Origin of the sequence: Paraburkholderia sp. J76 (genome assembly GCF_905220295.1) — a bacterium.
Classification (GTDB): domain Bacteria; phylum Pseudomonadota; class Gammaproteobacteria; order Burkholderiales; family Burkholderiaceae; genus Paraburkholderia.
The window spans coordinates 63,504-86,978 of the sequence record NZ_CAJMZJ010000021.1; the positions used below are offsets into that span (position 1 = coordinate 63,504).

19 protein-coding genes and 1 pseudogene are annotated in these 23,475 nt (G+C 65.0%); 16 read left to right on the forward strand and 4 right to left on the reverse strand.

The features are described from left to right. The first annotated feature begins 10 nt into the window (after positions 1–10). A complete protein-coding gene (locus tag U5768_RS29700; protein WP_322033891.1) occupies positions 11–1,873 on the forward strand; it encodes an acyl-CoA dehydrogenase in 1,863 nt (620 codons plus the stop codon). Positions 1,874–1,884: 11 nt separating this feature from the next. Here the strand turns inward: U5768_RS29700 and U5768_RS29705 are convergent, their stop codons facing one another. Then, entirely contained in the window at positions 1,885–4,581 is a 2,697-nt protein-coding gene (locus U5768_RS29705; RefSeq protein ID WP_322033892.1) for a LuxR C-terminal-related transcriptional regulator, read from the reverse strand. A gap of 193 nt (positions 4,582–4,774) precedes the next feature. Here U5768_RS29705 and U5768_RS29710 point away from each other — a divergent pair, with 193 nt between their 5' ends. The 4 genes from U5768_RS29710 (at position 4,775) to U5768_RS29725 (ending at position 9,177) form a co-directional block, all read left to right on the forward strand. Then, positions 4,775–5,545, forward strand: coding sequence for an enoyl-CoA hydratase/isomerase family protein (locus tag U5768_RS29710; protein ID WP_322033893.1), 771 nt, complete (start codon positions 4,775–4,777; stop codon positions 5,543–5,545). Between the two features lie 29 nt (positions 5,546–5,574). Beyond that, entirely contained in the window at positions 5,575–6,816 is a 1,242-nt protein-coding gene (locus U5768_RS29715) for a thiolase family protein (protein WP_322033894.1), read from the forward strand. Positions 6,817–6,843: 27 nt separating this feature from the next. Further along, positions 6,844–7,986: an acyl-CoA dehydrogenase family protein gene (locus U5768_RS29720; RefSeq protein WP_322033895.1), complete on the forward strand. Its 1,143-nt coding sequence runs from the start codon at positions 6,844–6,846 to the stop codon at positions 7,984–7,986. Positions 7,987–8,100: 114 nt separating this feature from the next. Then, positions 8,101–9,177: an MBL fold metallo-hydrolase gene (locus U5768_RS29725; protein WP_322033896.1), complete on the forward strand. Its 1,077-nt coding sequence runs from the start codon at positions 8,101–8,103 to the stop codon at positions 9,175–9,177. An 11-nt stretch (positions 9,178–9,188) separates the two neighbouring features. Here U5768_RS29725 and U5768_RS29730 read toward each other — a convergent pair whose 3' ends face one another. After that, the gene (locus U5768_RS29730; RefSeq protein WP_322033897.1) at positions 9,189–10,757 is read right to left on the reverse strand and encodes an AMP-binding protein; all 1,569 of its coding nucleotides are present in this window, start codon (positions 10,755–10,757) and stop codon (positions 9,189–9,191) included. 233 nt (positions 10,758–10,990) lie between these two features. Here U5768_RS29730 and U5768_RS29735 point away from each other — a divergent pair, with 233 nt between their 5' ends. From U5768_RS29735 to U5768_RS29755, 5 genes are read left to right on the forward strand one after another with little or no spacing between them, the layout of a single operon-like run. After that, positions 10,991–12,172 (forward strand): lipid-transfer protein, encoded by a 1,182-nt coding sequence (locus U5768_RS29735; protein ID WP_322033898.1) that lies wholly within the window; start codon positions 10,991–10,993, stop codon positions 12,170–12,172. A gap of 18 nt (positions 12,173–12,190) precedes the next feature. Beyond that, on the forward strand, positions 12,191–13,390 hold the full coding sequence (locus U5768_RS29740; protein ID WP_322033899.1) for an acyl-CoA dehydrogenase: 1,200 nt from the start codon (positions 12,191–12,193) through the stop codon (positions 13,388–13,390). Positions 13,391–13,405: 15 nt separating this feature from the next. After that, positions 13,406–14,560, forward strand: coding sequence for an acyl-CoA dehydrogenase (locus U5768_RS29745; protein WP_322033900.1), 1,155 nt, complete (start codon positions 13,406–13,408; stop codon positions 14,558–14,560). Then, on the forward strand, positions 14,557–15,012 hold the full coding sequence (locus U5768_RS29750; RefSeq protein WP_322033901.1) for a MaoC family dehydratase: 456 nt from the start codon (positions 14,557–14,559) through the stop codon (positions 15,010–15,012). The genes U5768_RS29745 and U5768_RS29750 overlap by 4 nt, the downstream gene beginning before the upstream one ends. 35 nt (positions 15,013–15,047) lie before the next feature. Beyond that, positions 15,048–15,950 (forward strand): SDR family NAD(P)-dependent oxidoreductase, encoded by a 903-nt coding sequence (locus U5768_RS29755; protein ID WP_322033902.1) that lies wholly within the window; start codon positions 15,048–15,050, stop codon positions 15,948–15,950. Positions 15,951–16,110: 160 nt separating this feature from the next. On the opposite strand, the gene U5768_RS29760 is transcribed toward U5768_RS29755, so the two are convergent. Continuing rightward, complete coding sequence (locus U5768_RS29760; protein ID WP_322033903.1) at positions 16,111–17,256, reverse strand: acyl-CoA dehydrogenase family protein; 1,146 nt, start codon at positions 17,254–17,256, stop codon at positions 16,111–16,113. Positions 17,257–17,349: 93 nt separating this feature from the next. Next, the gene (locus U5768_RS29765) at positions 17,350–18,462 is read right to left on the reverse strand and encodes a CaiB/BaiF CoA-transferase family protein (RefSeq protein ID WP_322033904.1); all 1,113 of its coding nucleotides are present in this window, start codon (positions 18,460–18,462) and stop codon (positions 17,350–17,352) included. 172 nt (positions 18,463–18,634) lie between these two features. Here U5768_RS29765 and hisD point away from each other — a divergent pair, with 172 nt between their 5' ends. The 6 genes and pseudogenes from hisD to U5768_RS29795 form a co-directional block, all read left to right on the forward strand. After that, positions 18,635–19,942 carry a histidinol dehydrogenase gene (gene hisD, locus U5768_RS29770; protein WP_322033905.1) on the forward strand — a complete coding sequence of 436 codons (1,308 nt, stop codon included), beginning with the start codon at positions 18,635–18,637 and terminating at the stop codon, positions 19,940–19,942. A 5-nt stretch (positions 19,943–19,947) separates the two neighbouring features. Further along, positions 19,948–20,382: a thioesterase family protein gene (locus U5768_RS29775; RefSeq protein WP_322033906.1), complete on the forward strand. Its 435-nt coding sequence runs from the start codon at positions 19,948–19,950 to the stop codon at positions 20,380–20,382. 397 nt (positions 20,383–20,779) lie between these two features. Continuing rightward, complete coding sequence (locus U5768_RS29780) at positions 20,780–21,895, forward strand: porin (RefSeq protein WP_322033907.1); 1,116 nt, start codon at positions 20,780–20,782, stop codon at positions 21,893–21,895. A gap of 114 nt (positions 21,896–22,009) precedes the next feature. Then, positions 22,010–22,381 carry a BON domain-containing protein gene (locus tag U5768_RS29785; protein ID WP_322033908.1) on the forward strand — a complete coding sequence of 124 codons (372 nt, stop codon included), beginning with the start codon at positions 22,010–22,012 and terminating at the stop codon, positions 22,379–22,381. Positions 22,382–22,473: 92 nt separating this feature from the next. Next, positions 22,474–23,220, forward strand: a complete 747-nt coding sequence (locus tag U5768_RS29790; protein ID WP_322033909.1) for an SDR family NAD(P)-dependent oxidoreductase — start codon at positions 22,474–22,476, stop codon at positions 23,218–23,220. 54 nt (positions 23,221–23,274) lie between these two features. Next, positions 23,275–23,475 (forward strand): annotated as a pseudogene (locus U5768_RS29795) (electron transfer flavoprotein subunit beta/FixA family protein); the annotation flags it as partial.

The following is a 23,475-nucleotide window of genomic DNA, read 5'->3' on the forward strand; positions in this document are numbered from 1 at the left end:
GGAGTCTGTCATGTCCTTGATTCTCTCCCGCCGCGACCTGAGCTTCCTGCTGTACGAATGGCTGGACGTCGAGGCGCTCACTCGCATCTCCCGCTATGCGGATCATTCGCGCGAAACCTTCGAGGCGGCGCTCGACACCTGCGAGCAGATCGCTACGGAGTGCTTCGCAACGCACAACAAGAAGAGCGATCAGGAGGAGCCCCGCTTCGACGGCGAGACGGTCCACGTCATCCCCGAGGTGAAAGCGGCGCTGGCCGCGTTTAGCGCGGCGGGGCTCATGGCAGCCGGTCAGGACTACGAACTCGGCGGCATGCAGTTGCCGCTCGTGGTCGAAAAAGCCGGTTTCGCGTGGTTCATGGCGGCGAACGTGGCCACGGCCGGTTATGCGTTCCTCACCATCGGCAACGCGAATCTGCTGCTTGCGCACGGAACGCCCGCGCAGGTCGAAGCGTTCGTGCGGCCCGAGATGGAAGGGCGGTTTTTCGGCACCATGTGCCTCTCGGAGCCTCAGGCCGGATCGTCGCTTTCCGATATCGCGACCCGCGCCGAATACGAAGGCGAGTCACCGCTAGGGTCGCAATACCGCCTGCGCGGCAACAAGATGTGGATCTCGGGCGGCGAACACGCGCTTTCCGAAAATATCGTGCACCTGGTGCTGGCGAAGATTCCCGGACCCGACGGCAAGCTCACGCCGGGCGTAAAGGGCATCTCGCTCTTCGTCGTGCCGAAGTATCTCGTCAACGGCGACGGTTCATGCGGCGAACACAACGACGTCGCGCTCGCCGGGCTCAACCACAAGATGGGCCACCGCGGCACCACCAACTGCCTGCTGAATTTCGGCGAAGGCACGAAGTATCGGCCGCGCGGCGCGGCGGGCGCCATCGGCTATCGGGTCGGCAAGCCTGGCGAGGGGCTCGCCTGCATGTTCCACATGATGAACGAGGCGCGTATTGGCGTGGGGCTAGGCGCGGCGACGCTCGGTTATACGGGTTACCTGCACGCGCTCGACTACGCGCGCAGCCGCCCGCAGGGCCGCGCGAGCGGCCCCGGCGGCAAGGACCCGGCAAGCGCCCAGGCGAAACTGGTCGAGCACGCGGACATCCGCCGCATGCTGCTCGCGCAAAAGAGTTATGCCGAAGGCGCGCTGGCGCTGAACCTGTACTGCGCGAAGCTCGTGGACGAGGAGCGCGCCGCGCGCGAAGCCGGCGACGACGCGGCGCACGAGCACGCAACGCTTTTGCTCGACATTCTCACGCCCGTTGCCAAGAGCTGGCCATCGCAATGGTGTCTCGAAGGCAATAGCCTTGCGATCCAGGTGCATGGCGGCTACGGCTACACCCGCGAATACAACGTCGAGCAGTTCTACCGCGACAACCGGCTCAATCCCATTCACGAGGGCACGCACGGCATCCAGGGAATCGACCTGCTCGGACGCAAGGTGACGATGAAAGACGGCGCGGCCCTGCGAGCGCTCGATGAGACGATGCAGGCGACGATTGCCCGCGCGCTGGAACGGGACGATGCCGACGTGCAGGCGTTCGCGCGCGGCCTGAGCGCGGCCATGTCGCGTCTCACGGAGGCGACGCAGCATATGTGGGCGGCGGCCAACCCGCACCTGACGCTCGCGAACGCCTCGCTCTATCTCGAAGCGTTCGGCCATGTCACGTTGGCGTGGATCTGGCTGGAACAGGCGCTGGCCGCTCACGCCGCAATGGCCTCAGGCTCGCGCGGCGGCGACGCCTCGTTCTATCTCGGCAAGCTCGCGGCGGCGCGCTACTTCTTTCGCTGGGAATTGCCGCGCGTCTTTGCACAGTTCGACCTGCTGCACTCGCTCGACCGTAGCGCGCTCGACATGGAGGACGCCTGGTTCTAGGAGGCGAGCCGCTACTGGATCAAGTCATGCTGGCGCGCCCAGACCATGGCGTCGTAGCGGCTCGATACGCCCAGCTTGGCGAAGATGTTGCGCAGGTTCCACTTGACCGTTTCGAGCGTGATGTTCAGCGCGAGGGCGATCCGCTTGTTCGACATGGCCTGCGCAACGAGGCCCAGGATCTCCACCTCGCGCTGGGTGAGCTGGGGTTGCAGCTTCGAGCCGGCCGCGCGGCGCGCCGAACCGGCGGCGCCTTCCGGCACCGCGCTATCGGGAAACTTCTCGAGCAATTCGTTCGCGTAGTGAAGGGCCGTGCCCTCGAGCTTGCGCTCGCGCACCAATGTCGCGAGCAGCTTGCCGGCGGCCGCGCCTTCGTCGACGAACGTGCGCACGAGGCCGCAGCGTTGAGCCGTTTCGAGCGCGCGCGTGGCGCAGACCAGAGCGTCTTCGGCACGCTTTTGTTCCGAGAAGATGATCGCCGAGAGCAGATCGGCGAGCGCGGCGAGGCGTGCGCGTCCGAACGCCTCGGCGTGGCTGCGCGTGACCTGAAGCGCTCGCAGCGCGTCTTCAGGCTGTTCATCGCACAAGGAGCGCGCGCGCGCCAGCGCCACGATCGCGGGAATTTCCGCGCGGTAGCCTTGCTCGGACGGATGCGCCTGCGCGATCTGTTCCAGCAAACCCAGTGTTTCGCGCACGCGCGTATGGTCGTGCTTGAGCAGCAGGATCTTGACCTGTTCCGCGAGCATGTGCGTGACCGCTCGCGGTTGACGCATGCTGCGTAAATGCTCGGTCTGGTGCTGCAAGAAGGCTAGCGCGGCCTCGGGGCTCTCCTGCAGCAGGTCGAGCCGCGCCCGGCACAGCGACGTGCGGATCATCACGTCGGGGCCGGACGACTGGAGCAGCCCGCGGCGGTTCGCGATCGTTTCGCGCGCGTCGTCGATGCGGTCGAGTTCGTAGTACGCATCCACGAGCACGCTTGCACAGATATTGGCGCTGATCGAATAGCGCCCGACCGCATGAACCGAGCGCGCGAGCAACGCCGAACTCTCGCGTTCGGCTTCGCGAACGCGCCCTTGCAGCAGCATCGCGCTCGTACGCGTGGCCTGCGCGACAAGCGCCATGTCGTTGTCGCGGTCCGCTGGGGGAACCGGGTGGAGATCGAACAACTGCTTTGCTTCGGCATAACGACCCGCCGCGCCGTAGGCGGCGCAGAGCTCGGCAACCAGAAGATATTGCAGGAAAGGGTTTTCGAGCGAGTCGTCGCGCAGCGGTTCGAGCAGGTCGATCATGCATTGCGTGTCGTCGTGCTGGAACGCGATGGCGGCATGAATCAACGGCAGGCTGCGCGCAATCTCCGGGTGCGCGGAGAGCGCGCTGGCCTGCAATTGCGCGAGCCATGCCTTCGCCTTCGCGGGGCGCGTGGTGAGCGCCACGGTCAGGCAGGCAATGAACAGAAGCCGCTTATAGGTGAATAGCGTTTCCTCGGGCAGGCGCTCCAGCAGGTGCAGCGTGGGACTCAAATATTCGAGGCTCCACGTGGCCGGCGCCGCGCGTTCGATGACGGATGCGGCGAAATCGACGTCTTCGCCCAGGCTCGCGTGGCGCACCGCTTCCGCCAGCGATCCATGGGCTGCGTACCAGCGGCTCGCGCGGCGGTGCAGCTCACGCACGACGCCGGGTTCGCGGCGTGCGAGCCGCGTCGCCAGGAATTCGCCGAAGAGCGGGTGAAAGCGAAACCACGCCGCGCGGTCGTCGGAATCGACGCGGATGATCAGCAGGTTTTCGTCCTCCATGCGCTGGAGCAGATCGGCCGCGTGAACCTGGCCGGTGACGGCGTGCGCGAGCGAGGCGCTGAAGCGTCGCAGGATCGAGAGCCCTTCGGCGAATTCGGCAAGCTCGGCGGGCAGATGCGCCATCACCTCTTCGCTCAGATAGGTCTGCAGATCGCTTGAGCGCCAGACCAGGTCGCGCAGCATGGCGCGCGTGTCGGGCCGGTTCTTGAGCATGATGACGATAAGCTGAATGCACGATGGCCAGCCGTTCGTCAGCTCGTGAATGAGCGTGAGTTCGTCGGCGTTGATCTTGCCCGCGCCGAGATTTTCGTCGATGAAGGTCCGCGTTTCGGCAAGGTCGAAGGGCAGCCCCGCGCTATCGATCTCGACGATCTGGTCCATCATGCGCAGCCGGCTCAGGCTCAGCGCGGGCGTGAGGCGCGAGCCGATCACGAGGTGCAGGTTGCCCGGGCCGTGATCGACGAGCTTCTGCATGAACTTGTGCGCGAGCGGCGCCTCGACGAAGTGATAGTCGTCGACGATCAGATACAGCTCTTTTGGAAGATCGACCGCCGCCTCGACGATCGCGGCGATTGCGGCATCCATGGCCGCGGCGCTCGGGTTTTCGAGCGGCAGTTCCATCTCCACCGCGACGCCGATTCGCTGCATCGCAGCAAACAAGGCGGTGCAGAAGTCGACATACCCTTTGTCGTCCGAAGTGAGCGAGAGCCACGCCACCTCGGCGCCTGCCTTCATGCAGGTCTGACGCCATTGCGCGAGCAAGGTCGTCTTGCCGTAGCCCGCGCTGCCGGTGACGAGCGCAAGCCGGCAATACTGCATGCGCTTGAGTTGCGCGAGCAGGTCAGCGCGCGTGACGTATTTCGCGCCGATACGCGGGGGCGAGAATCTGGTGGAAGCCAGGCTTTTGGAAAGAGGCATGTTAAGGCGTCACCCAGTCTGAAGCGATGCGGGCACAGTGCGCGCCTGAGTGAGGGCGCTGCACCCTCAACCTTCGCAAATCTACGCCCACGGGTCCCCCCTCACAACGAGGGTTGCGAAACGAAGTCGCGAAAATTAACTTACCACAACCGCAAGGTCAAGCATGTGTGTTGGCACTATTCCGGAGGGGTTGATGAGTTATTCGCAGGCATTGGTGGGCTCGGTCGGCTGGTTGACGATGGATCGCCCGGGCGCAATGAACAGCCTGAATCGCGAGATGGCAACGGGTCTGACCGCCCAGTTGAACGCATGGCGAAACGACGACGCCGTGCGCGTCGTCGTGCTGACCGGCAATGGCCGCGCGTTCTGCGCCGGTGCCGACCTGATCGAGGCGGCCGAACCGCCGCAGGAAGACAAGCGCGAATTTCTCGAACTGATCGTCGAGTTCTTCGATACGTTGCGCGCCTTTCCGAAGCCGGTCATCGCCGCGGTCAACGGCCTCGCGCTCGCGGGCGGCCTCGAAGTCGTGCTGGCCTGCGACGTGGTGCTCGCCGCCGAATCCGCGCGCCTTGGCGACGCGCACTCGAATTTCGGCGTGTTTCCGGGGGCGGGCGGCGCGGCGATCCTGCCGCGCAAGGTGCCGGCGAACGTCGCGCGCTATCTGCTGTTCACGGGCGACTCGATGAGCGCCGCCGAACTCAAGGGCTACGGCCTCGTCAACGAGGTGCTCGCCGCGGCGGAACTCAAGCCGCGCGCGCAGGCCCTTGCCGACAAGTTCGCGAAAAAGAGCCCGCTTGTGCTCGCGCGCATGAAGCGCGTGGCAAACGAGGCCGCCGACAAATCGGCCGCTGACGCCCTGCGCCACGAACTGCTGGAGTTGCGCAATCACCAGCGCTCATACGACATCAAGGAAGGGCTGCGCGCATTCGCGGAAAAGCGCGAGCCGCAGTTCCTGGGCCGCTGAACTCAAACGAACAAAGAGACGCGTACATCATGGAAAACATTTATATCGTCGGCGTGGGCATGACGCCGTTCGGGCGGCATCTCGACAAGTCGGTGAAGCAACTGACGGCCTGGGCCGTCGAGGACGCCCTGAAAGATTCGGGCTGCGAACGAAGCTGGGTCGAAGCCGCCTATTTCGGCAACACCACGCAGGGCCACATGCAGGGCCAGCACATGATTCGCGGTCAGGTCGCGCTGATTCCGCTCGGCTTCGGCGGCATTCCGATCCATAACATCGAAAGCGCGTGCGCCTCGGCAAGCAGCGCGTTTCACCTTGCCGTGACGCAGTTGCGCGCGGGCATGGCCGACGTCGTTCTCGCCGTGGGCGCGGAAAAGATGTATTCGCACGACAAGCCGCGCATGTTCTCCGTGTTCGACTCCGCATGGGATGTAGAGACCGTCGAAGCGAACGCGGCGCAGATGGTCGAACTGGGCAAGGGCGTGAGCGTGCCGGACGGCTCGCAATCCGACAAGCCGTATAGCGTCTTCATGGACGTCTACGCCGGAATCGGCCGGCAACTGATGTCGCGCTACGGCATCACGCAGCGCCAGTTCGCGGCCGTGTCGTCGAAGAATCACGGTCATTCGGTGCACAACGAGCGCTCGCAATACCGCAAGCCGATGTCGATCGAGGAGATTCTCGGCGCGCCGCCGATCACGTATCCGCTCACGCTGCCGATGTGCTCGCCGATTTCGGACGGCGCCGCCGCCGCGATTCTCTGCACGGAGTCCGCGCTCAAGCGCTATGGGTTCAACCGCAATCGCGCGGTGCGCGTGCTCGCGACGATCGTGCGCTCGGCTTCGCAGCGCGCGGGCGACGACCTCGCGAACCATATTACGGTGCACGCGGCAAAGCTCGCGTATGACGAAGCCGGCATCGGCCCCGAGGACATCGACGTGGCCGAACTGCACGACGCCTCGTCGATCGGCGAAATCGCGCTGTGCGAGAACCTCGGCCTGTGCAAGCCGGGCGAGAGCGGCGCGATGGCCGAGCGCGGCGACAGCACGATTGGCGGACGCCTGCCGATCAACCCGTCGGGCGGCCTCGAATCGAAGGGGCATCCGATCGGCGCGACGGGCCTCGGGCAGATTTTCGAACTGGTCGAGCAACTGCGCGGCGAATGCGGACCGCGCCAGGTGGAAGGCGCGCGCTTCGCGATCCAGGGCAACGGCGGCGGCCTGTGGGGCGTCGAGGAAAGCATCGACCATATTGGCATTTTCGGGCGCGCCTGACCCCGTAACGATTCGAGGAATCAAACCATGTCGTATCAACTGCCCACCGAAGAGCAGAGCCTGGCCGTCGAGAGCTTTCGCAAGTTCCTGCAGGCGGAAGTCAAACCCGTGGCGCGCGAGTACCGCGACCGCTTCATCCCGAAGGAGAAGATGCGCGAGCTGACACAGCGCATCGCCGAGTTCGGCCTGCCTGGCTGCACCATTCCCGTCGAGTACGGCGGCATGGGCTGGTCGTTCACCACCCAGGGAATGCTGTTCGAAGAACTCGTGGCCTGCTCGTGCGACATCGCGCTGTGCGTGATGCTCAACATGGGGCTCACGTCGATGCTGTGCAACGCGCGCCCGGAAGTGCGCGAACGCTACATGCCCGACGCGCTCGCGGGCAAGATTTTCGGCTCGATCGGCATCAGCGAGCCCGATGTCGGCTCGAACGTGGCCGAACTCAAGACGCGCGCGGTGCGCGACGGCGACCACTTCATCGTCAACGGCGAAAAGACGTGGATCACGAACGGCGTCTATTCCGACGTGCTGATCTGCACGGTGCGCGGCGAAAAGGGCCTGTCGCACCTGCTGATCGACCGCGCGGAACACGGCTACGAGTCGCGCAACATCGACAAGATCGCGCTGGGTTCGCAGTCCACCGCGCAGATCTTCATCACGGATGCGCGCGTGCCCGCGACCAATCTGATCGGCGAGGAAGGCGAGGGCCTGCGCAACACGATGAAGGTCTTCGAGAACGCGCGCGCTCACGTGGGCACGCTCTCGGTCGGGATCATGCGCGCCGCGCTCGAAGAATCGATTGCGTATGCGAAGGAGCGCAAGCAGTTCGGCAAGGTGATCGCGGCGCACCAGCTTATCGCGGCGAAGATCGCCAACATGGCGATCATGGTCGACGCCGCGCGCCTCATGTGCCAGCGCGTGTTCGGCTTGATCGACGCCGGTGTGCGCTGCGATCTGCAAGCATCGATGGCGAAGGCGTTCGCGACGGAAGCCGCCGTCACGGTGTGCCGCGACGCCGTGCAGTTGCATGGCGGAAACGGCATCACGAAGGAGTTCAACGTCGAGCGCCTGTTGCGCGAGGCCATCGTCATTCCGATTCCGGACGGCACGACCGAGATCCAGCAGCTCATCATCTCGCGTGCGCTGACCGGGGTTGCGGCCTTCGTTTGATACATCGCCTGTGTTTGGCGGACATAGCGTCTGCTGCCTTGAGGTTCTTCGCACTGCGGTGCGAAGAACCCTTTTTTCTTTCCACGCGCGACGGCGCAATGTGAGGGAGCGCAGATGAGCCGTGACGATTCGATGATCCCGCGCGGCCCCGGCGCCGCGTTGCGCTACCCGTTTGCCGAAGCGCCCGCCGCGGGGCAGGCGGTCGAGGTCGCGCCCTCGGTATTGTGGATGCGGCTCGCGCTTCCCGTGGCGCTTGCGCATGTGAACGTCTGGGCGATCGAAGACGGCGACGGCTGGGCGATCGTCGATACGGGCCTGTGCCTGCCCGATTCCGTTCAGGCGTGGGAAGCCTTGCTGGCCGGGCCGCTCGGCGGCCGCCGCGTGACGCGCGTGTTCGTCACGCACCTGCATGCGGACCACGTCGGCATGGCGGGATGGCTCACGCGGCGCTTCGATTGCCCGTTGTGGATGACGCGCGTCGAGTACCTGACGTGCCGTGCCAATGTGGCCGACAGCGGCCGCGAGGCGCCTGCCGACGGCGTGCGCTTTTATCGCCGCGCCGGTTGGGACGAGTCGGCTATCGAGGACTACCGCAGCCGCTTCAGCCGTTCCAGCCGCATGATTCATCCGTTGCCGGACAGCTTCGTTCGTCTCGAAGACGGCGCGCGTCTCATGATCGGCGCGTTCGAATGGCGGGTGATGGTCGGGCGTGGCCACACGCCGGAGCATGCCTGTCTTCATAGCGAGCAATCAGGCATCCTGATTTCGGGCGACCAGGTGTTGCCCCGCATTTCGTCGAACGTCTCGGTTCACCCGCTCGAGCCGAATGCCGATCCGCTGGGCGAATGGCTCGCTTCCATCGAGACGTTTCGCGCGGCTCTGCCTGACGATACGCTCGTGCTGCCGTCGCACAACGAGCCGTTCTTCGGTTTGCACGAGCGGCTGCAGCGCCTCGCGAGCGGCGTCGAGCGCGCGCTGGAGCGGCTGCGCGCGAGTCTTGCCGAGCCGAAGCGCGCGGTGGACGTATTCGGCGTGCTGTTCGCGCGCAGCATCGACATGCGGGACCCGATGAGCCGCACGCTGGCCACCGGTGAGGCGCTCGCCTATCTGAACTACCTCGTGAAGCGCGGCGAGGCGCGCGTCGAGATCGGGCCCGACGGCGCTTGCCGATACGTGGCAAGCGCTGCGTGACGGCGCGAGCGTCAACTCACCTGGCGCGCCTGATTGCCCCAGTGCTTGTCGCGGATCTGGCGCCGTAACACCTTGCCCACGGTGCTCAACGGCAAGGACTCGACGAAAGCGATCGACTTGGGCGCCTTGAAGCGGCCGATGCGCGCCTTGACATAGGCGATCAGTTCGCCCGCGTCGGCTACGGCGCCCGCTTTCAGGACGACCTCGGCGTGCACGGCTTCGCCCCATTCGTCGTGCGGCACGCCCACGACCGCCGAAATGGCGACTGCCGGATGCGCGTTGAGCGCCGCTTCGACTTCGATCGCGTAGACATTGAATCCGCCCGTGATGATCATGTCCTTCTTGCGATCGACGATGTAGAGATAGCCTTCCTCGTCGAGATAGCCGAGATCGCCCGACTTCCAGAACCCGTTGCTGAACTCGGCGGCAGTGCCTTCGGGATTGTCGAGATAGCCGCCGATCGTCGCCGCGGAACGCAGCCAGACTTCGCCGATTTGCCCCGCGGGCAGCGGTGCGCCGCTCTCGCTCATGACCTGCACCTCGGCGCCGCACGCGATCTGCCCGGCGCTCGCCAGCCGCTCGGGCGTCGCGGCGGCATGATCGGCCTTGTTCAGCGTGGCCACGGGTTGCAGGCATTCGGTCGACCCGTAAACCTGAACAAAGACATTGCCGAAGCGTTCCTGAAGCGGCTTGAGCCTGGCGGGGCTCATCGGCGCGGCGCCATAGTACAGCGTGCGCAGCGACGACAGATCGTGGTCGCGCGCTTCGGGCATGTCGAGGAGGCGATAGAGCAGCGTCGGAACGAGCATGGCCACCGTGGCGCGCTCGGCTTCGATGTTGCGGCACCAGTGAGTCAGGTCCGGCGCATTCTGCGTGACCGTGCAGCCGCCGCGAAAGAGCGTGGGCAGCATGCCCAGGCCGGAGCCGTGGCTGATGGGCGCCATGTGCAGAAAGCGCGTCTGCGCCTCGAACACCTGTTCGCGCTCCAGATAGTAGGAATCGCGGCAGGCGAGCCAGTTTGCCGCCGTGTATTGCGCGCATTTGCCCTTTCCGGTCGTGCCGCCCGTGAAGCGATGAATCAGGATGTCACGCGCGCTATCGCTTTCTATGCCCGGGTCCGCGTCGCTCACGTCTTCGAGCAGGTCCCAGAAGCCATGCAGGCCCGGCCGTGTAGCGGGCACGGCATCCATGCAAACCACCGTTGCGCCAAATGAGCGCAACATGTCGTAGTAGGGCTCGATTAAATCGTTCTCGATGAAGACGGCCTTCGGGCGCACGAATTCGACCTGCCAGCGGTGTTCGTCCAGGCTGTCGCGCCGGTTGGTCCATGTGGCGGTCGCCTGGCCCTTGAGCGCTGTCCACGCATGCAGCAGCGAGAGGTTGTCGTTGTCGAGAATGCAGAGATAGCCGTCGCCGCGCCGCAGCCCGAGGCGCTCGCCCATCATGTTGACGATGCGGTTGGTGAGGCGGTGCAGTTCGCGAAAGCTGTATCGGCGCGCGCGTTCGATGTTGACGAGCGCCTCTCGCTCGCCGTAGCAGATGGAAAGCTGTTCGAAGGTTCGGGCAAAGTTGATGATCACTGCATCGGTCTCCGCGGAATGGAAAAAGCCTGCCAGTTCGCGGAATATAGGCGCGTGCCGGGTGCCGCATCGCCCCCTCGTTTAGCGGGGGCGGGCGGACCCTGGGGCGGCGCCGCGAGGCTAGCGCGGCGCGCACCCCTTCAAAAGAGGGGTGCGGCGAGGCGCACGCGCTGCCTATGATGAGCCAATGCCGGTCCATCCGACCGGCGCGGATAACAACTGAAGGAGAACGTATGACGCGCAAAGTCGTCGTCGCGGGTGTGGGCATGGTTCCGTTCCGCAAGCCCGGCGCCAGTGAAACCTATGACCTGATGGGCGCCGAGGCGGCGCGTCTCGCGCTGGCCGATGCCGGGGTGGCGTATCAGGCAATCCAGCAGGCGTACGCGTGCTTCGTCTACGGCGATTCCACGGCGGGCCAGCGCGCGCTGTACCACGTCGGCATGACGGGCCTGCCGATCATCAACGTCAACAACAACTGCTCCACCGGGTCGACGGGCCTGTTTCTTGCGCGCCAGGCGATCGAGGCGGGGGCGCTCGACGTCGCGCTCGTGGTCGGCTTCGAGCAGATGAACCCCGGCGCCCTTGGCAGCTACTTCAACGACCGGCCGCTGCCTTCCGAACTGTTCCTCAAGCAATGCGACCGTCTTGGCGTGCCGCCCGAGGTGGCGCCGGCCCTGCGTATTTTTGGCGGCGCGGGCATGGAGCACATGAAGCGCTTCGGCACGCCGCTCGCGAGCTTCGCGAAGATCCGCGCGAAGGCGAGCCGGCACGCGGCCAATAATCCGCTCGCGGTGTTCCGCAAGGTGGTGAGCGCCGAAGACGTGCTGGCCGACCAGGTGATGTGGCCCGGCGTCATGACGCGTCTGATGGCTTGCCCGCCCACCTGCGGCGCGGCGGCCGCCGTGCTGTGCAGCGAAGACTACGCACGCCGCCATGGCCTCGATTCGCGTGTGTGGATCGCGGGGCAGGCGCTCACGACCGACGGCCCGGAATCGCTCGAAGGCGACGACCTGCGCGACGTCGCGGGCTTTTCGATGGCGAAGCACGCCGCGCGCCAGGTGTACGAGGCGGCGGGCATCGGCGCCGAGGATGTGGACGTGGTCGAGCTGCACGACTGTTTCGCGCACAACGAACTGATCACCTATGAAGCGCTCGGCCTGTGCCCCGAAGGCGGCGCGGCGAAGTTCATCGACGACGGCGACAACACGTACGGCGGGCGCTATGTCGTGAATCCCTCGGGCGGTCTGCTTTCGAAGGGGCATCCGCTCGGCGCGACGGGCCTCGCGCAGTGCACGGAACTGGTCCAGCAACTGCGCGGCGCGGCCGGCGAGCGCCAGGTGAGCGGCGCGCGCGTGGCGTTGCAGCACAACGTGGGCATCGGCGGCGCCTGCGTGGTGACGATGTATCGCAACTGACCGGATCGGGAGACGTCGATGGATTTTCAACCCGATACCGGGCTCGAAGCGTTTCGCGAGGAAGTGCGCACGTTCCTGCGCGAACATCTGCCGCGCGATCTGGCAGGCAAGCCGGTGGGCAGCGTGCGCTCCATGCGGCCGGACCTCGTGCGCTGGCAAAAGATCCTGAACCAGAAGGGTTGGGGCGCGCCTTACTGGGCGCACAAGGATGGCGGCACCGGATGGAGCGTGCTGCAACGGCTCGTGTTCGACGAGGAATGCATCGCGGCCGGTGCGCCGACACAGGACGGCTTCGCGCAGAAGCTGCTTGGTCCCGTCATCAACGAGTTCGCCTCGCCGGAGCAAAAGGCCGCCCACGTGCCGCTCATTCTCAGCGGCGAACGGCTCTGGTGCCAGGGGTTTTCCGAGCCCGGCTCGGGCTCGGATCTCGCTTCGCTGCGCACGCGCGCCGAACGTGACGGCGATCACTACGTCGTCAACGGCCAGAAGATCTGGACGAGCTACGCCCACGAGTCGGACTGGATTTTCCTGCTCGTGCGCACGGACACGGAGGTCAAGAAGCAGGCCGGCATCAGCTTCCTGCTCGTCGACATGAAGACGCCCGGCATTACCGTGCGCCCGATTCGCAGCATCGACGACTGTCATCACCTGAACGAGACGTTCTTCGACAACGTGCGCGTGCCGGTGGCGAACCGCATCGGCGCGGAAGGCGACGGCTGGAAGATCACCAAGTTCCTGCTCAACAATGAGCACGCCAGCGCGGCGGACCTGCCGATCCTGCGCCGCTACCTGATGCAGTTGCGCCATCTCGCGGCGGCGAGGCGCGACGGCGCGGCGCCGCTGATCGAACAGCCGGCGTTCGCGTTGCGTCTTGCGCGCCTCGAAGCGGAGGTGAGCGCCGTGGCGATGATGGTCAAGCGCGTGGCGGCGATGGAGCAGGACCATAGTCCGGCCGCGCACGCCATGGGCTCGATGCTCAAGGTGCGCGGCACGGAGCTTCAGCAGCGCATGAGCGAGTTCATGGTCGAGGCGCTAGGCGACTACGGCGCGGTGGCTTATCCCGAGCCGCACGACGCCTGCCTCGACGCACCGCTGCCGCATCAGGACGTAGCCCGAGGCGTGGCCAACGAGATGTTCTTCCGCCGCGCCTCGACGATCTACGGCGGGACCAGCGAGGTCCAGCGCGGGATCATCGCGAAGATGCTGTTTCAACTTTGAGTCCCCGGATCGTTTATGAATTTCACTCTCAATGCGGAGCAGCAACTGCTGCAGGATAGCGTGCGGCGCTTCGTGGACAAGGACTACAGCTTCGAAACCCGCACGGCGCTCGTGAAGGCGCGCATGCCGTCGAGCGCGCCGCACTGGCGCACGCTCGCCGACAACGGCTGGCTCGCGGCGGCGCTGCCGGAGTCGTGCGGCGGCCTGGGCGGCTCGATCGTCGATACGGTGCTCATCGCGCAGCAACTCGGACGCGGACTCGTGCTCGAACCGTTTCTGGGCGGCGCGGTGCTGGCGGCGCAGACGCTGCTGGCGGCGGGCACGCAGGCCCAGTGCGAGCAATGGCTTCCGGCGCTGGCCGATGGCTCGCGCAAATTCGCGCTCGCCTACAGCGAAGCGGCGTCGCGGGGCTTTGCCGAACCGGTCGCGCTGGTTGCGACACCCACGCCCGAAGGCTATGCGCTGAACGGCTGCAAGACGCTCGTTTGCGGCGGCGCGGACGCGGACGGCTTCATTGTTTCGGTGCGCGCCGCGGATGCGGAGGGGATCACGCTCGTGCTCGTCGAAGCCGACGCGCCGGGACTCGCCCGCCGCGTTTTGCCGCTGCACGATGGCAGTTTTGCGGCGGAATTGACGTTCTCTTCGGTTCAGGTCTCGCGTGATTCGGTGCTGGGCGAGCCGGGCAACGGGCTGGCCGCGCTGCAACACGGGCTCGCGCACGCGACGGCCGCGCTCGGCGCCGAACTCGTGGGCGCGATGGAAAGGGCGATCGAGATCACGGCGGACTATCTGAAGATGCGCAAACAGTTCGGTGTGCCAATCGGCAGCTTCCAGGCGTTGCAGCACCGCATGGCGGACATGGCCGCCGAACTGGAACTGGCCCGCTCGATGCTCTATGCGTTGCTCGCATCGCTCGAAAACGACGATGCACCGGCGCGGCAGCTAGCCGTTTCGCAGGCCAGGTCGGTGATAGGCCGGGCGGCGCGCTTCGTCTGCGGCCAGGCTATCCAGTTGCACGGCGGCATCGGCATGACCGAGGAATACCAGGTGGGCCACTTCTACAAGCGCGCGGTCGTCGCCGATATTCTGTTCGGCAGCAGCGACGCACACGATGCCGCCTGCGCGGCGCAATTGCAGCAGGATCTGCTTCAAAAGGACTACCAGGCATGAAGAGTTTCGAGAAGATCGCCGACCTCCAGCCGCTCGTCGGCGAGTCGCTTGGCACGAGCGAGTGGCTGCTGATCGACCAGCAGCGTGTCAACCAGTTTGCCGATGCGACGTGGGACCACCAGTGGATTCACGTTGACGTGGAGCGCGCGAAGAGCGGTCCGTTTGGCGGCACCATTGCTCACGGCTTTCTCACGCTGAGCCTGTTGCCCGCTTTTTTCGCTACCGCCTTCGAGATCAAGGAAACGAAGAGCGGTCTGAATTACGGGCTCGACAAAGTGCGTTTCATCGCGCCGGTGTTGGTGGGCAAGCGCGTGCGCGCTCATTTCCGGCTCCTCGACTGGACGGCCGTGAACGCGGGCGGGGCGCAGTTGAAAATCGAAATGACCGTGGAGTGCGAAGGCTCGGAAAAGCCTGCCTGCATCGCCGAATCGATTACACGCCTTTTCCCCTGATTTTTCGTTATTGATAGTTTCGAGGAGATTCAAGCATGAGCATTCGTTTCGATGGCAAGGTCGCGATCGTGACCGGCGCGGGCGCGGGCCTTGGCCGTGCGCACGCTTTGGCATTCGCGGCGCGCGGCGCGAAGGTGGTCGTCAACGACTTCGGCGGCGCGCGCGACGGCACGGGCGGCTCGTCGGAAGCCGCGCTCGCGGTGGTCGAGGAAATCCGCGCGGCGGGCGGCACGGCGATTGCCGACGGTGCCAACGTCGCGGATTACGAGCAGGTTCAGGCAATGGTCAAGCGCGCGGTGGAGGCGTACGGCCGTGTCGATATTCTCGTGAACAACGCGGGCATCCTGCGCGACAAGAGCTTTGCCAAGCTCGAAATGGGCGATATCAAGGCGGTGCTCGACGTGCACCTGATGGGCTCGATCAACTGTTCGAAGGCCGTATGGGACGTCATGCGCGAGCAGGGCTATGGCCGCATCGTGATGACGACGTCGTCGTCGGGCATGTACGGCAATTTCGGCCAGTCGAATTACGGCGCGGCGAAAATGGCCGTGATCGGCCTGATGAACGCGCTCACCACCGAAGGCCGCAAGAGCGACATCCGCGTGAACACCATCGCACCGGTCGCGGCCACGCGCATGACCGCCGATATCCTGCCCGAGGCGATGCTCGAGCGCATCAAGCCGGAGCGCGTGACGCCGGCCGTGCTGTTCCTCGCGAGCGAGAACGCGCCGTCGAAGACGATCGTTGCGGCGGGCGGCGGCGCCTTCGCGGCGGCCACGGTGGTCGAGACCGAACCCGTGCTGCTGCCCGACGACGCGCTCACGCCCGAGGGCATCGAGGCACGCTTCGGCGATATCGCGAACTGGAGCACGGCGCGCGCCTATGAGGAATCGGGCCACCAGGTGCAGACGTTCCTGAAACTCGTCTGCGGGCAATAAGGAACCTGGCGGGATGCGCAGCTAGCTGAACTTCCCTGCCGACATGAAAAACCGCCGCGTTTGCGGCGGCTTTTTTTGCTGAACGCAGACGCGCTAATTGAAAATGCCCGCGCGGATGGAATCCGGGCGGGCAGTGGGTATTCGAAATGCGCTCGCGATGCTAGTCGAGATTGCGCGAGATGATCAGCTTCTGGATATGGCTCGTGCCCTCGTAGATCTTGCAGATGCGCACGTCGCGCAAGTAGCGCTCCACGGGGAAGTCGGTCAGATAGCCGTAGCCGCCGTGAACCTGTAGGGCGTCCGAGCACACTTTCTCGGCAATCTCGCTGGCAAACAGCTTCGCGATCGACGCCTCCTTCATGCAGTCCACGCCGGCGTCGCGCAGGCGCGCGGCGTGCAGGCAGTACTGCCAGGCCACTTCGACCTGCGCCGCCATGTCCGCGAGATCGAACGCGACGGCCTGGAGTTTCGTGAGCGGCGCGCCGTAGGCCTCGCGCTCGCGGGCATATTTCACCGCCGCATCCAGAGCCCCGCGCGCGACGCCCGCCGAAATGAAGGCGATGCCGATGCGGCCATCGGATACGCCCCCCATCACGGTGCGATAGCCGTTGCCTTCCGCGCCGAGCAGGTTTTCGGCGGGCACGCGGTAGTCTTCGAGCGCGATCTGCGCCGTATGGGCGGTGTGCTGGCCCAGCTTGCTCTCGACGCGCGTGACGTGATAGCCGGGCGCTTTGGGGTCGATGATGAACGTGCTCGCGCCGCGCTTGCCCGCGGTCTTGTCGGTGATGGCAAAGACAATGCCGACGCCCGCCTCGCTGCCGTTCGAGATGAACTGCTTGGTGCCATTGACGATGTAGTGATCGCCGTCGCGGCGTGCGCTCGCGCGCAGGGCGGCGGTGTCGGAGCCCGCGTGCGGTTCGGTCAGCAGGAACGCGCCGATCGATTCGCCGCGCGCCATGGCCGGCAGATAGCGCTGCTTCTGCGCTTCGGTGCCGTGCTCGACAATGCTGAGCGCCGTGAAGTTGTGTACGTGCACGATCGTGGCAAGTCCGGCGTCCACGGTCGCGAACTCGTGCTGCGCGATGCAGAAGTCGAGCACGCCCGCGCCGGTGCCGCCATACGCCTCGGGAATCAGCATGCCGAGAAAGCCAAGCTCGGCAAGCGCCTTTAGTTCCGCGTGAGGCCATGCGGACGCCTGGTCGCGTTGCGCGGCGGTCGGCGCGATGATCTCGTTGGCGACGCGCCGTGCCGTATCGCGTATCAGGGTTTGTTGCTCGTTCAGGAACGAACGGGTGCTGTCGCTCATGGGGTGATGTCCTTCGCGTGAGTTGCGTGTTGCGGTTCGGTGGCCGGCAGTGCGCTGGCCCTCTGTAATGGCGATGCGTTCATCGGTCGCGTTTCAGGGCGCCGACCAGTCGTGCATGACGGAGTCGTTGTGTTCGCCGCGCCGGGGTATCGCGCCGGGCCGCGCGGCGGGCGTTGCCGAGAAGCGCGGCGCTGGGCTCGCTTCGAGCACGCCGCTCTCGTTCGTATAGATGCCGCGCGCGCGCATATGCGGATGATCGGCGGCTTCCTCGGGACTCAGTACCGGCGCGAAGCAGGCGTCGCTGCCTTCGAGCAGCGCGCACCATTCGCCGCGCGTGCGCTGCGCGAAAAGCTCGGCAAAACGTTCGCGCAGTTGCGGCCATGTCTGCGGGTCGTAGGGGCGGTCGAACTGCGGATCGGCGGCGAGCCCGAGCTTTTCGCGCAGTTCGCGGTAGAACTTCGGTTCGAGCGAGCCGACTGAAATAAACGCGCCGTCCGCGCAGCGATAGGTGTTGTACCAATGCGGCCCGTCGAGCAGGCTTTCGCCGCGCGCCTCCTGCATCTTGCCCGACGCGCGCAAGGCGAGCAGCAGCGTCATCATGTGCGCGCTGCCATCGACGATAGCGGCATCCACGACCTGGCCGGCGCCCGACTCGCGCGCATTCATGACGGCTGCCAGCAGGCCGACGGCCAGATACATCGCGCCGCCGCCCACGTCGCCGACGAGGCTCGGCGGCGTGACCGGCGCTTCGCCGGGCTGCCCCGCATACCAGAGCGCGCCGGAGAGGGCGATGTAGTTCAGGTCGTGGCCAGCGGCATGGGCCAGCGGCCCGCTTTGGCCCCAACCCGTCATGCGCCCATAGACGAGACGGGGGTTGCGTGCGAGACACACGTCGGGGCCGAGGCCTAGCCGCTCCATGACGCCGGGGCGCATGCCTTCGATCAGGGCGTCGCAGTGCTCGACGAGCCGAAGCACGGTATCGACCCCTTCACGCGTCTTGAGATCGACCGCGATGGAGCGCTTGCCGCGATTGGCGATCTGCACGCCGCCGAGGTCGAGACCGGCGGCATCGGTCTCGACCCGGTCCACGACTACGACATCGGCGCCGAGATCGGCAAGCAGCATTGCGCAAAACGGCCCCGGGCCGATGCCCGCGATTTCCAGCACTTTGAGCCCGGCGAGCGGGCCTTGTCTCTTGTTTGTCATTGACGGTCTCGCGATGGAGTGCTTCGTGATGCGGCCAATGATAGAGAGCGCCGAAGCGCGGACGCCCCCTATTCTTGAGGGGGACGGCACGATCGCGCGCGCGCCTATTCTTCTATCGCACCCGTCGCGGCACGGGATCGAATCAACCAACCCTGGAGCGGAAGGAACGGAAATGGCAATTTGGCTCAAGCGCGGCGCGGAGGCGGAAGTTCTGAAGGCGGCGGCACGCGAGGTTCGCGAAACGGTCGAGGCAACGCTCGCGGATATCGAGGCGCGCGGCGACGCGGCCGTACGCGAACTTTCGGTGCGCTTCGACAAGCTCGATCGTGAAGACTATCGGCTTTCGCAACGCGAAATCGATCAGTGTCTGTCCCAACTGTCTGCGCGGGACATTGCCGACATCGAGTTCGCGCAGAAGCAGGTTGGAAATTTCGCCCGGCATCAACGCGATTCGATTCGCGACATCGAAATCGAAACCTTGCCGGGCGTGTTCCTCGGTCACAAGAATCTGCCGGTCAACGCGGCGGGTTGCTACGTGCCGGGCGGCAAGTACCCCTTGCTCGCCTCGGCGCACATGTCGGTGATCACGGCCAAGGTGGCCGGTGTGCCGCGCATCGTCACCTGCGCGCCGCCGTTCCAGGGCAAACCCGCGCCCGCGATCGTCGCCGCACAGCACATGGCGGGCGCCGACGAAATTTACTGCCTGGGCGGCATTCAGGCCATCGGCGCGATGGCGCTGGGCACGCAGAGCATCGCCCCCGTGGACATGCTCGTGGGCCCCGGCAACGCCTTTGTGGCGGAAGCGAAGCGGCAACTGTTCGGACGCGTGGGCATCGACCTCTTCGCGGGCCCCACTGAAACGCTTGTGATCGCCGACGAAACGGTGGATGGCGAAATGTGCGCGACCGACCTGCTTGGCCAGGCCGAGCATGGCCCCGACTCCCCGGCCATTCTGCTTACGACCTCGGAGAAGCTTGCCCGCGAGACGATGGCCGAGGTGGAGCGCTTGCTGAAGATTCTGCCGACCGCCGACATCGCGCGCAAATCCTGGGAAAAGTACGGTGAAGTCATCGTTGCAGAAAGCGACGACGAAATGGTTCGCATTGCAGATGAAATCGCCTCCGAGCACGTTCAGGTGATGACGCGCGACCCCGACTACTTCCTGAAGAACATGACGAACTACGGCGCGCTTTTCCTCGGCCCGCGCACGAACGTTTCGTTCGGCGACAAGGTGATCGGCACGAACCACACGCTGCCGACGCGCAAGGCGGCGCGCTATACGGGCGGCCTCTGGGTCGGCAAGTTCCTCAAGACGTGCACGTATCAGAAGGTCACGACCGACGAAGCATCGGCCATGATCGGCGAATATTGTTCGCGTCTTTGCGCGCTCGAAGGATTCGCGGGCCACGGCGAACAGGCCAACCTGCGCGTGCGCCGCTATGGCAACAAGGACGTGCCCTACGCCGGCATTGCGGACTGACTCGCATGAGCAAACCGAGCCCGCATGGACGCGCCGCCTACCGTCACTTCCTTTCCATTCCCACACGGTGGATGGACAACGACGTGTATGGCCACGTGAACAACGTCGTCTATTACAGCTACTTCGACACGGTCGTCAACGAGTATCTGCTGCGCACGCAAGTGCTCGATTTCGGCGAGAGCGATGCGATCGGTCTCGTCGTGGAGACGCAGTGCAACTATTTCGAATCGCTCGCTTTTCCCGATCGCGTAGATGCGGGGCTGCGCGTGACGAGAGTGGGCGCGACGAGCGTGCGCTATGAAATCGGGTTGTTTCGCGAGGGGGCCGCGCAGCCCGCCGCGCAGGGGCACTTCGTGCACGTCTACGTTGATCGCGCGGCGCGGCGGCCGAAGCCGCTTTCGCCCGCCATGCGGGCGGCACTGGCGCCTCTCGAAGTCTGACCGTTGCCCCGGCGCATGTCGCCGCATGGCGATTGTGGCGCTCCCCCCATTAACGAGGGGGGAGCGCGAGAAGACGTTGCGCATATTCTTGGTTCTGGGCGGAAGCCTCGATCAAGGTAACAGTTGAACGGGAGCACCCTGGCGAATCTCGCCGGGCGCGCTCGTGCAACAGGGTTTATTCACCATCGAAGAGGTCCTGCATCCCGCCCGATTGAAACATGCCTTTCCAGCCGTAATTTCGTAATGCAAACAAACTGAGTAAAGCACGTTATTCGAACACGCGCACTCGCGGCGGCGGGGACACCAAAGCATTTCGCGTTCCTTAGGGATTGCCGTATTGCGTGACGTTGCTTTACCCGCGTTCTTTCTGACGCGGACGACTATAGAGGAGACATGCATGCGCAGTATCGGTATTAGTTTGGTAGGCGCTTCGCTGCTGGTTGCCGCCGGCGGCGCAGCGGCGCAGACGAGCGTAACGCTGTATGGCGTAGCGGACACTTTTGTGCAGTTCCTCGGCAACGGCTCGGCGCATTCATGGTCGAACCGCAGCGGCGGCAACACCGGCTCCAGTTTCGGGCTGAAGGGAAGCGAGGACCTGGGCGGCGGTCTCAAGGCCGTGTTTACGTTGGAGAACGGCTTCAATACGAACAACGGCGCGTTTTTTGTCGATAGTTCGACGCTCTTCTATCGTCAGGCGTGGGTGGGACTGAATCACTCGGACTACGGCGCGCTGACTTTCGGCCGGCAATATCAGCCGACTTTCTGGGCCGTGTATCCGACCGATCCGTTCCGGGGCGACGAGGTGCTTTCGCCGCTTTCCGCCGCCGCGTCCGCCGCCGACCGCTACACGCTCGCCACGCAGGCCGCGACGGGCCGAAGCAGCAACTCCATCGTGTACATGTCGCCCGTGGTGGGAGGCCTGAAGCTCTACGCGATGTACGGCTTCGCGACGACAGTGACAGCGCCCGTGCCTGAGACGGTCGGCAATATTCTTGACGTCGCGCTCACGTACTCGGGCTATGGGTTCTACGGCGGCCTTGCATACCAGAACCAGCACGCCGGCAAGGCGTCGATTCCAGGCTTGCCGGCCGCGCTGAATCTGCTGGGCACGGAGCGCTTCACGGGTGCGTTGGGCTACCGGATCGGCATCGTGAATCTTCAGGCCAACTACACATACAACCGGTCGAAGAATCCTGCTCCAGGGTCGCTCGCGGCAAGGTTGGGCGCCGATCATTCGTATGGCATTGCCGAAATCGGCGCGACGATCCAGGCCACGTCGGCCGACACGGTCGAGATTGCGGGCATAGAACGCGACGTGCGCGGCATGCATAACAACACGCCGGGCGTTCAGGTGGGCATCGATCACCTCCTTTCCAAGCGCACGACCATTTATGCGCGAGCGGGCTACATGAAGAACAACGGCCTTGCGACGATGAGCTGGCCGGGCATTACCGCGAGCGGGCCGAATGCGTCGCAAACGCTTGTCGCGCTCGGTATGACGCATCGCTTCTGACGAGCTAAGGCCGGGCGGGAAATCGCGTGCCACGCCCGGCCGGTGCGCCGCGAACAAATCGGGACGCGGTGCCTGGGATTTTCACCATAAGTACGACTAAATGAGGGGAAAAGAATGATCAAGCAATTGAGATATGGCGTGCTCGTTTCTGTGCTTGTGTCGGTGCTCGGCGCGGCTGTTGCATCCATGGACGCGCAAGCCGCTGGCGACACGCCGGCGAGTTCCACTGTTACCGACGCGCCTCGCGCATCCGACAAGGCGGCCGACCGCGCGTTGCGCAAGGAAGTTATCCGCACGCTCAGCCGGACAAAGGGCCTCAATACGACCCGAATCACGGTGCGAGTGAAGGGCGGCGTGGTGATGCTGGAGGGTTCGGTTCCCGATCAGTCCGAGGTGGACATCGCGACGCGCGCCGCGTCGGGCACGAGCGGCGTGACGGAAGTGAAGAATACGCTGACCATCGTTGGGCCCGCGGGCAGCCAATGACAGCGCGCGTGCCCGCGCCCGGATAGCCGAAGGAAACCCGCGCCGCTCGTCATGCTGGAACAGTGCGGAATTGTTTGAGGAAAGGAAAGAAGATGAATCTGCAGAACAAGGTGGCACTCGTAACGGGCGCAGCTTCGGGGCTCGGGCTCGCAAGCTGCAAAGCGCTCGCGGCTGCGGGCGCGAAGGTGGTCGGCTTCGATCTCGAAGAGGGTAAGCTGAAAGAGGCGCTGGGCGATCGCATGATGGGGATCGCCGTCGATGTTTCGGACGAGGCCAGCGTGAAATCCGGCGTGGAGCGCGTGGTAGCGGCGCATGGCGGCGTGCATGTCGCCGTCAATTGCGCCGGGATTCTCGGGCCTGGAAAGACGATCTCCAAAGGGCAGCTTTTCTCGAGCGAACTCTGGAATCGCGTGCTCGGCGTGAATCTCACAGGCACCTTCAATGTGATTCGTCACGCGGCGCTCGCCATGACGGCTAATGAGCCGGACGAGACGGGAGAGCGCGGCGTGATCATCAATACGTCGTCCGGGGCGGCGCGCGAAGGGCAGATGGGGCAGGCGGCGTACAGCGCCAGCAAGGCCGGTGTGATCGGCATGACGCTGCCGGTTGCGCGCGACCTCGCGGAGCATGGCATTCGGGTGGTGGCGGTTGCGCCGGGCCTGTTCGAGTCGGGTATGTCGGCCGGAATGCCGCAGAAGGTATCGGAAGGACTGCTTGAGAAAATGTTGTTTCCGCGACGCATGGGTAAGCCCGACGAATTCGCGGGCCTGGTGCGCCACATCGTCGAAAATGCGTATCTGAATGCGATGACGATCGATATCGATTGCGGCATGCGCTAGCGGTTGCCGTCGGAAAAGAATGTGCGGGTGGGTTCGGGAAGTCAGGAGAGCGCTTTGAAAGTATTTGTGGCAGTGAAGAGAGTGATCGACGCCAATGTGAAGGTTGGCGTGAAGTCGGACGGCACGGGCGTCGATATCGCGAACGTGAAGATGTCGATAAACCCGTTCGACGAAATCGCCGTGGAAGAAGCGGTGCGCCTGAAGGAAGCCGGCGTGGCGACGGAAGTCATTGCCGTTTCGGCGGGCGTCACGCAG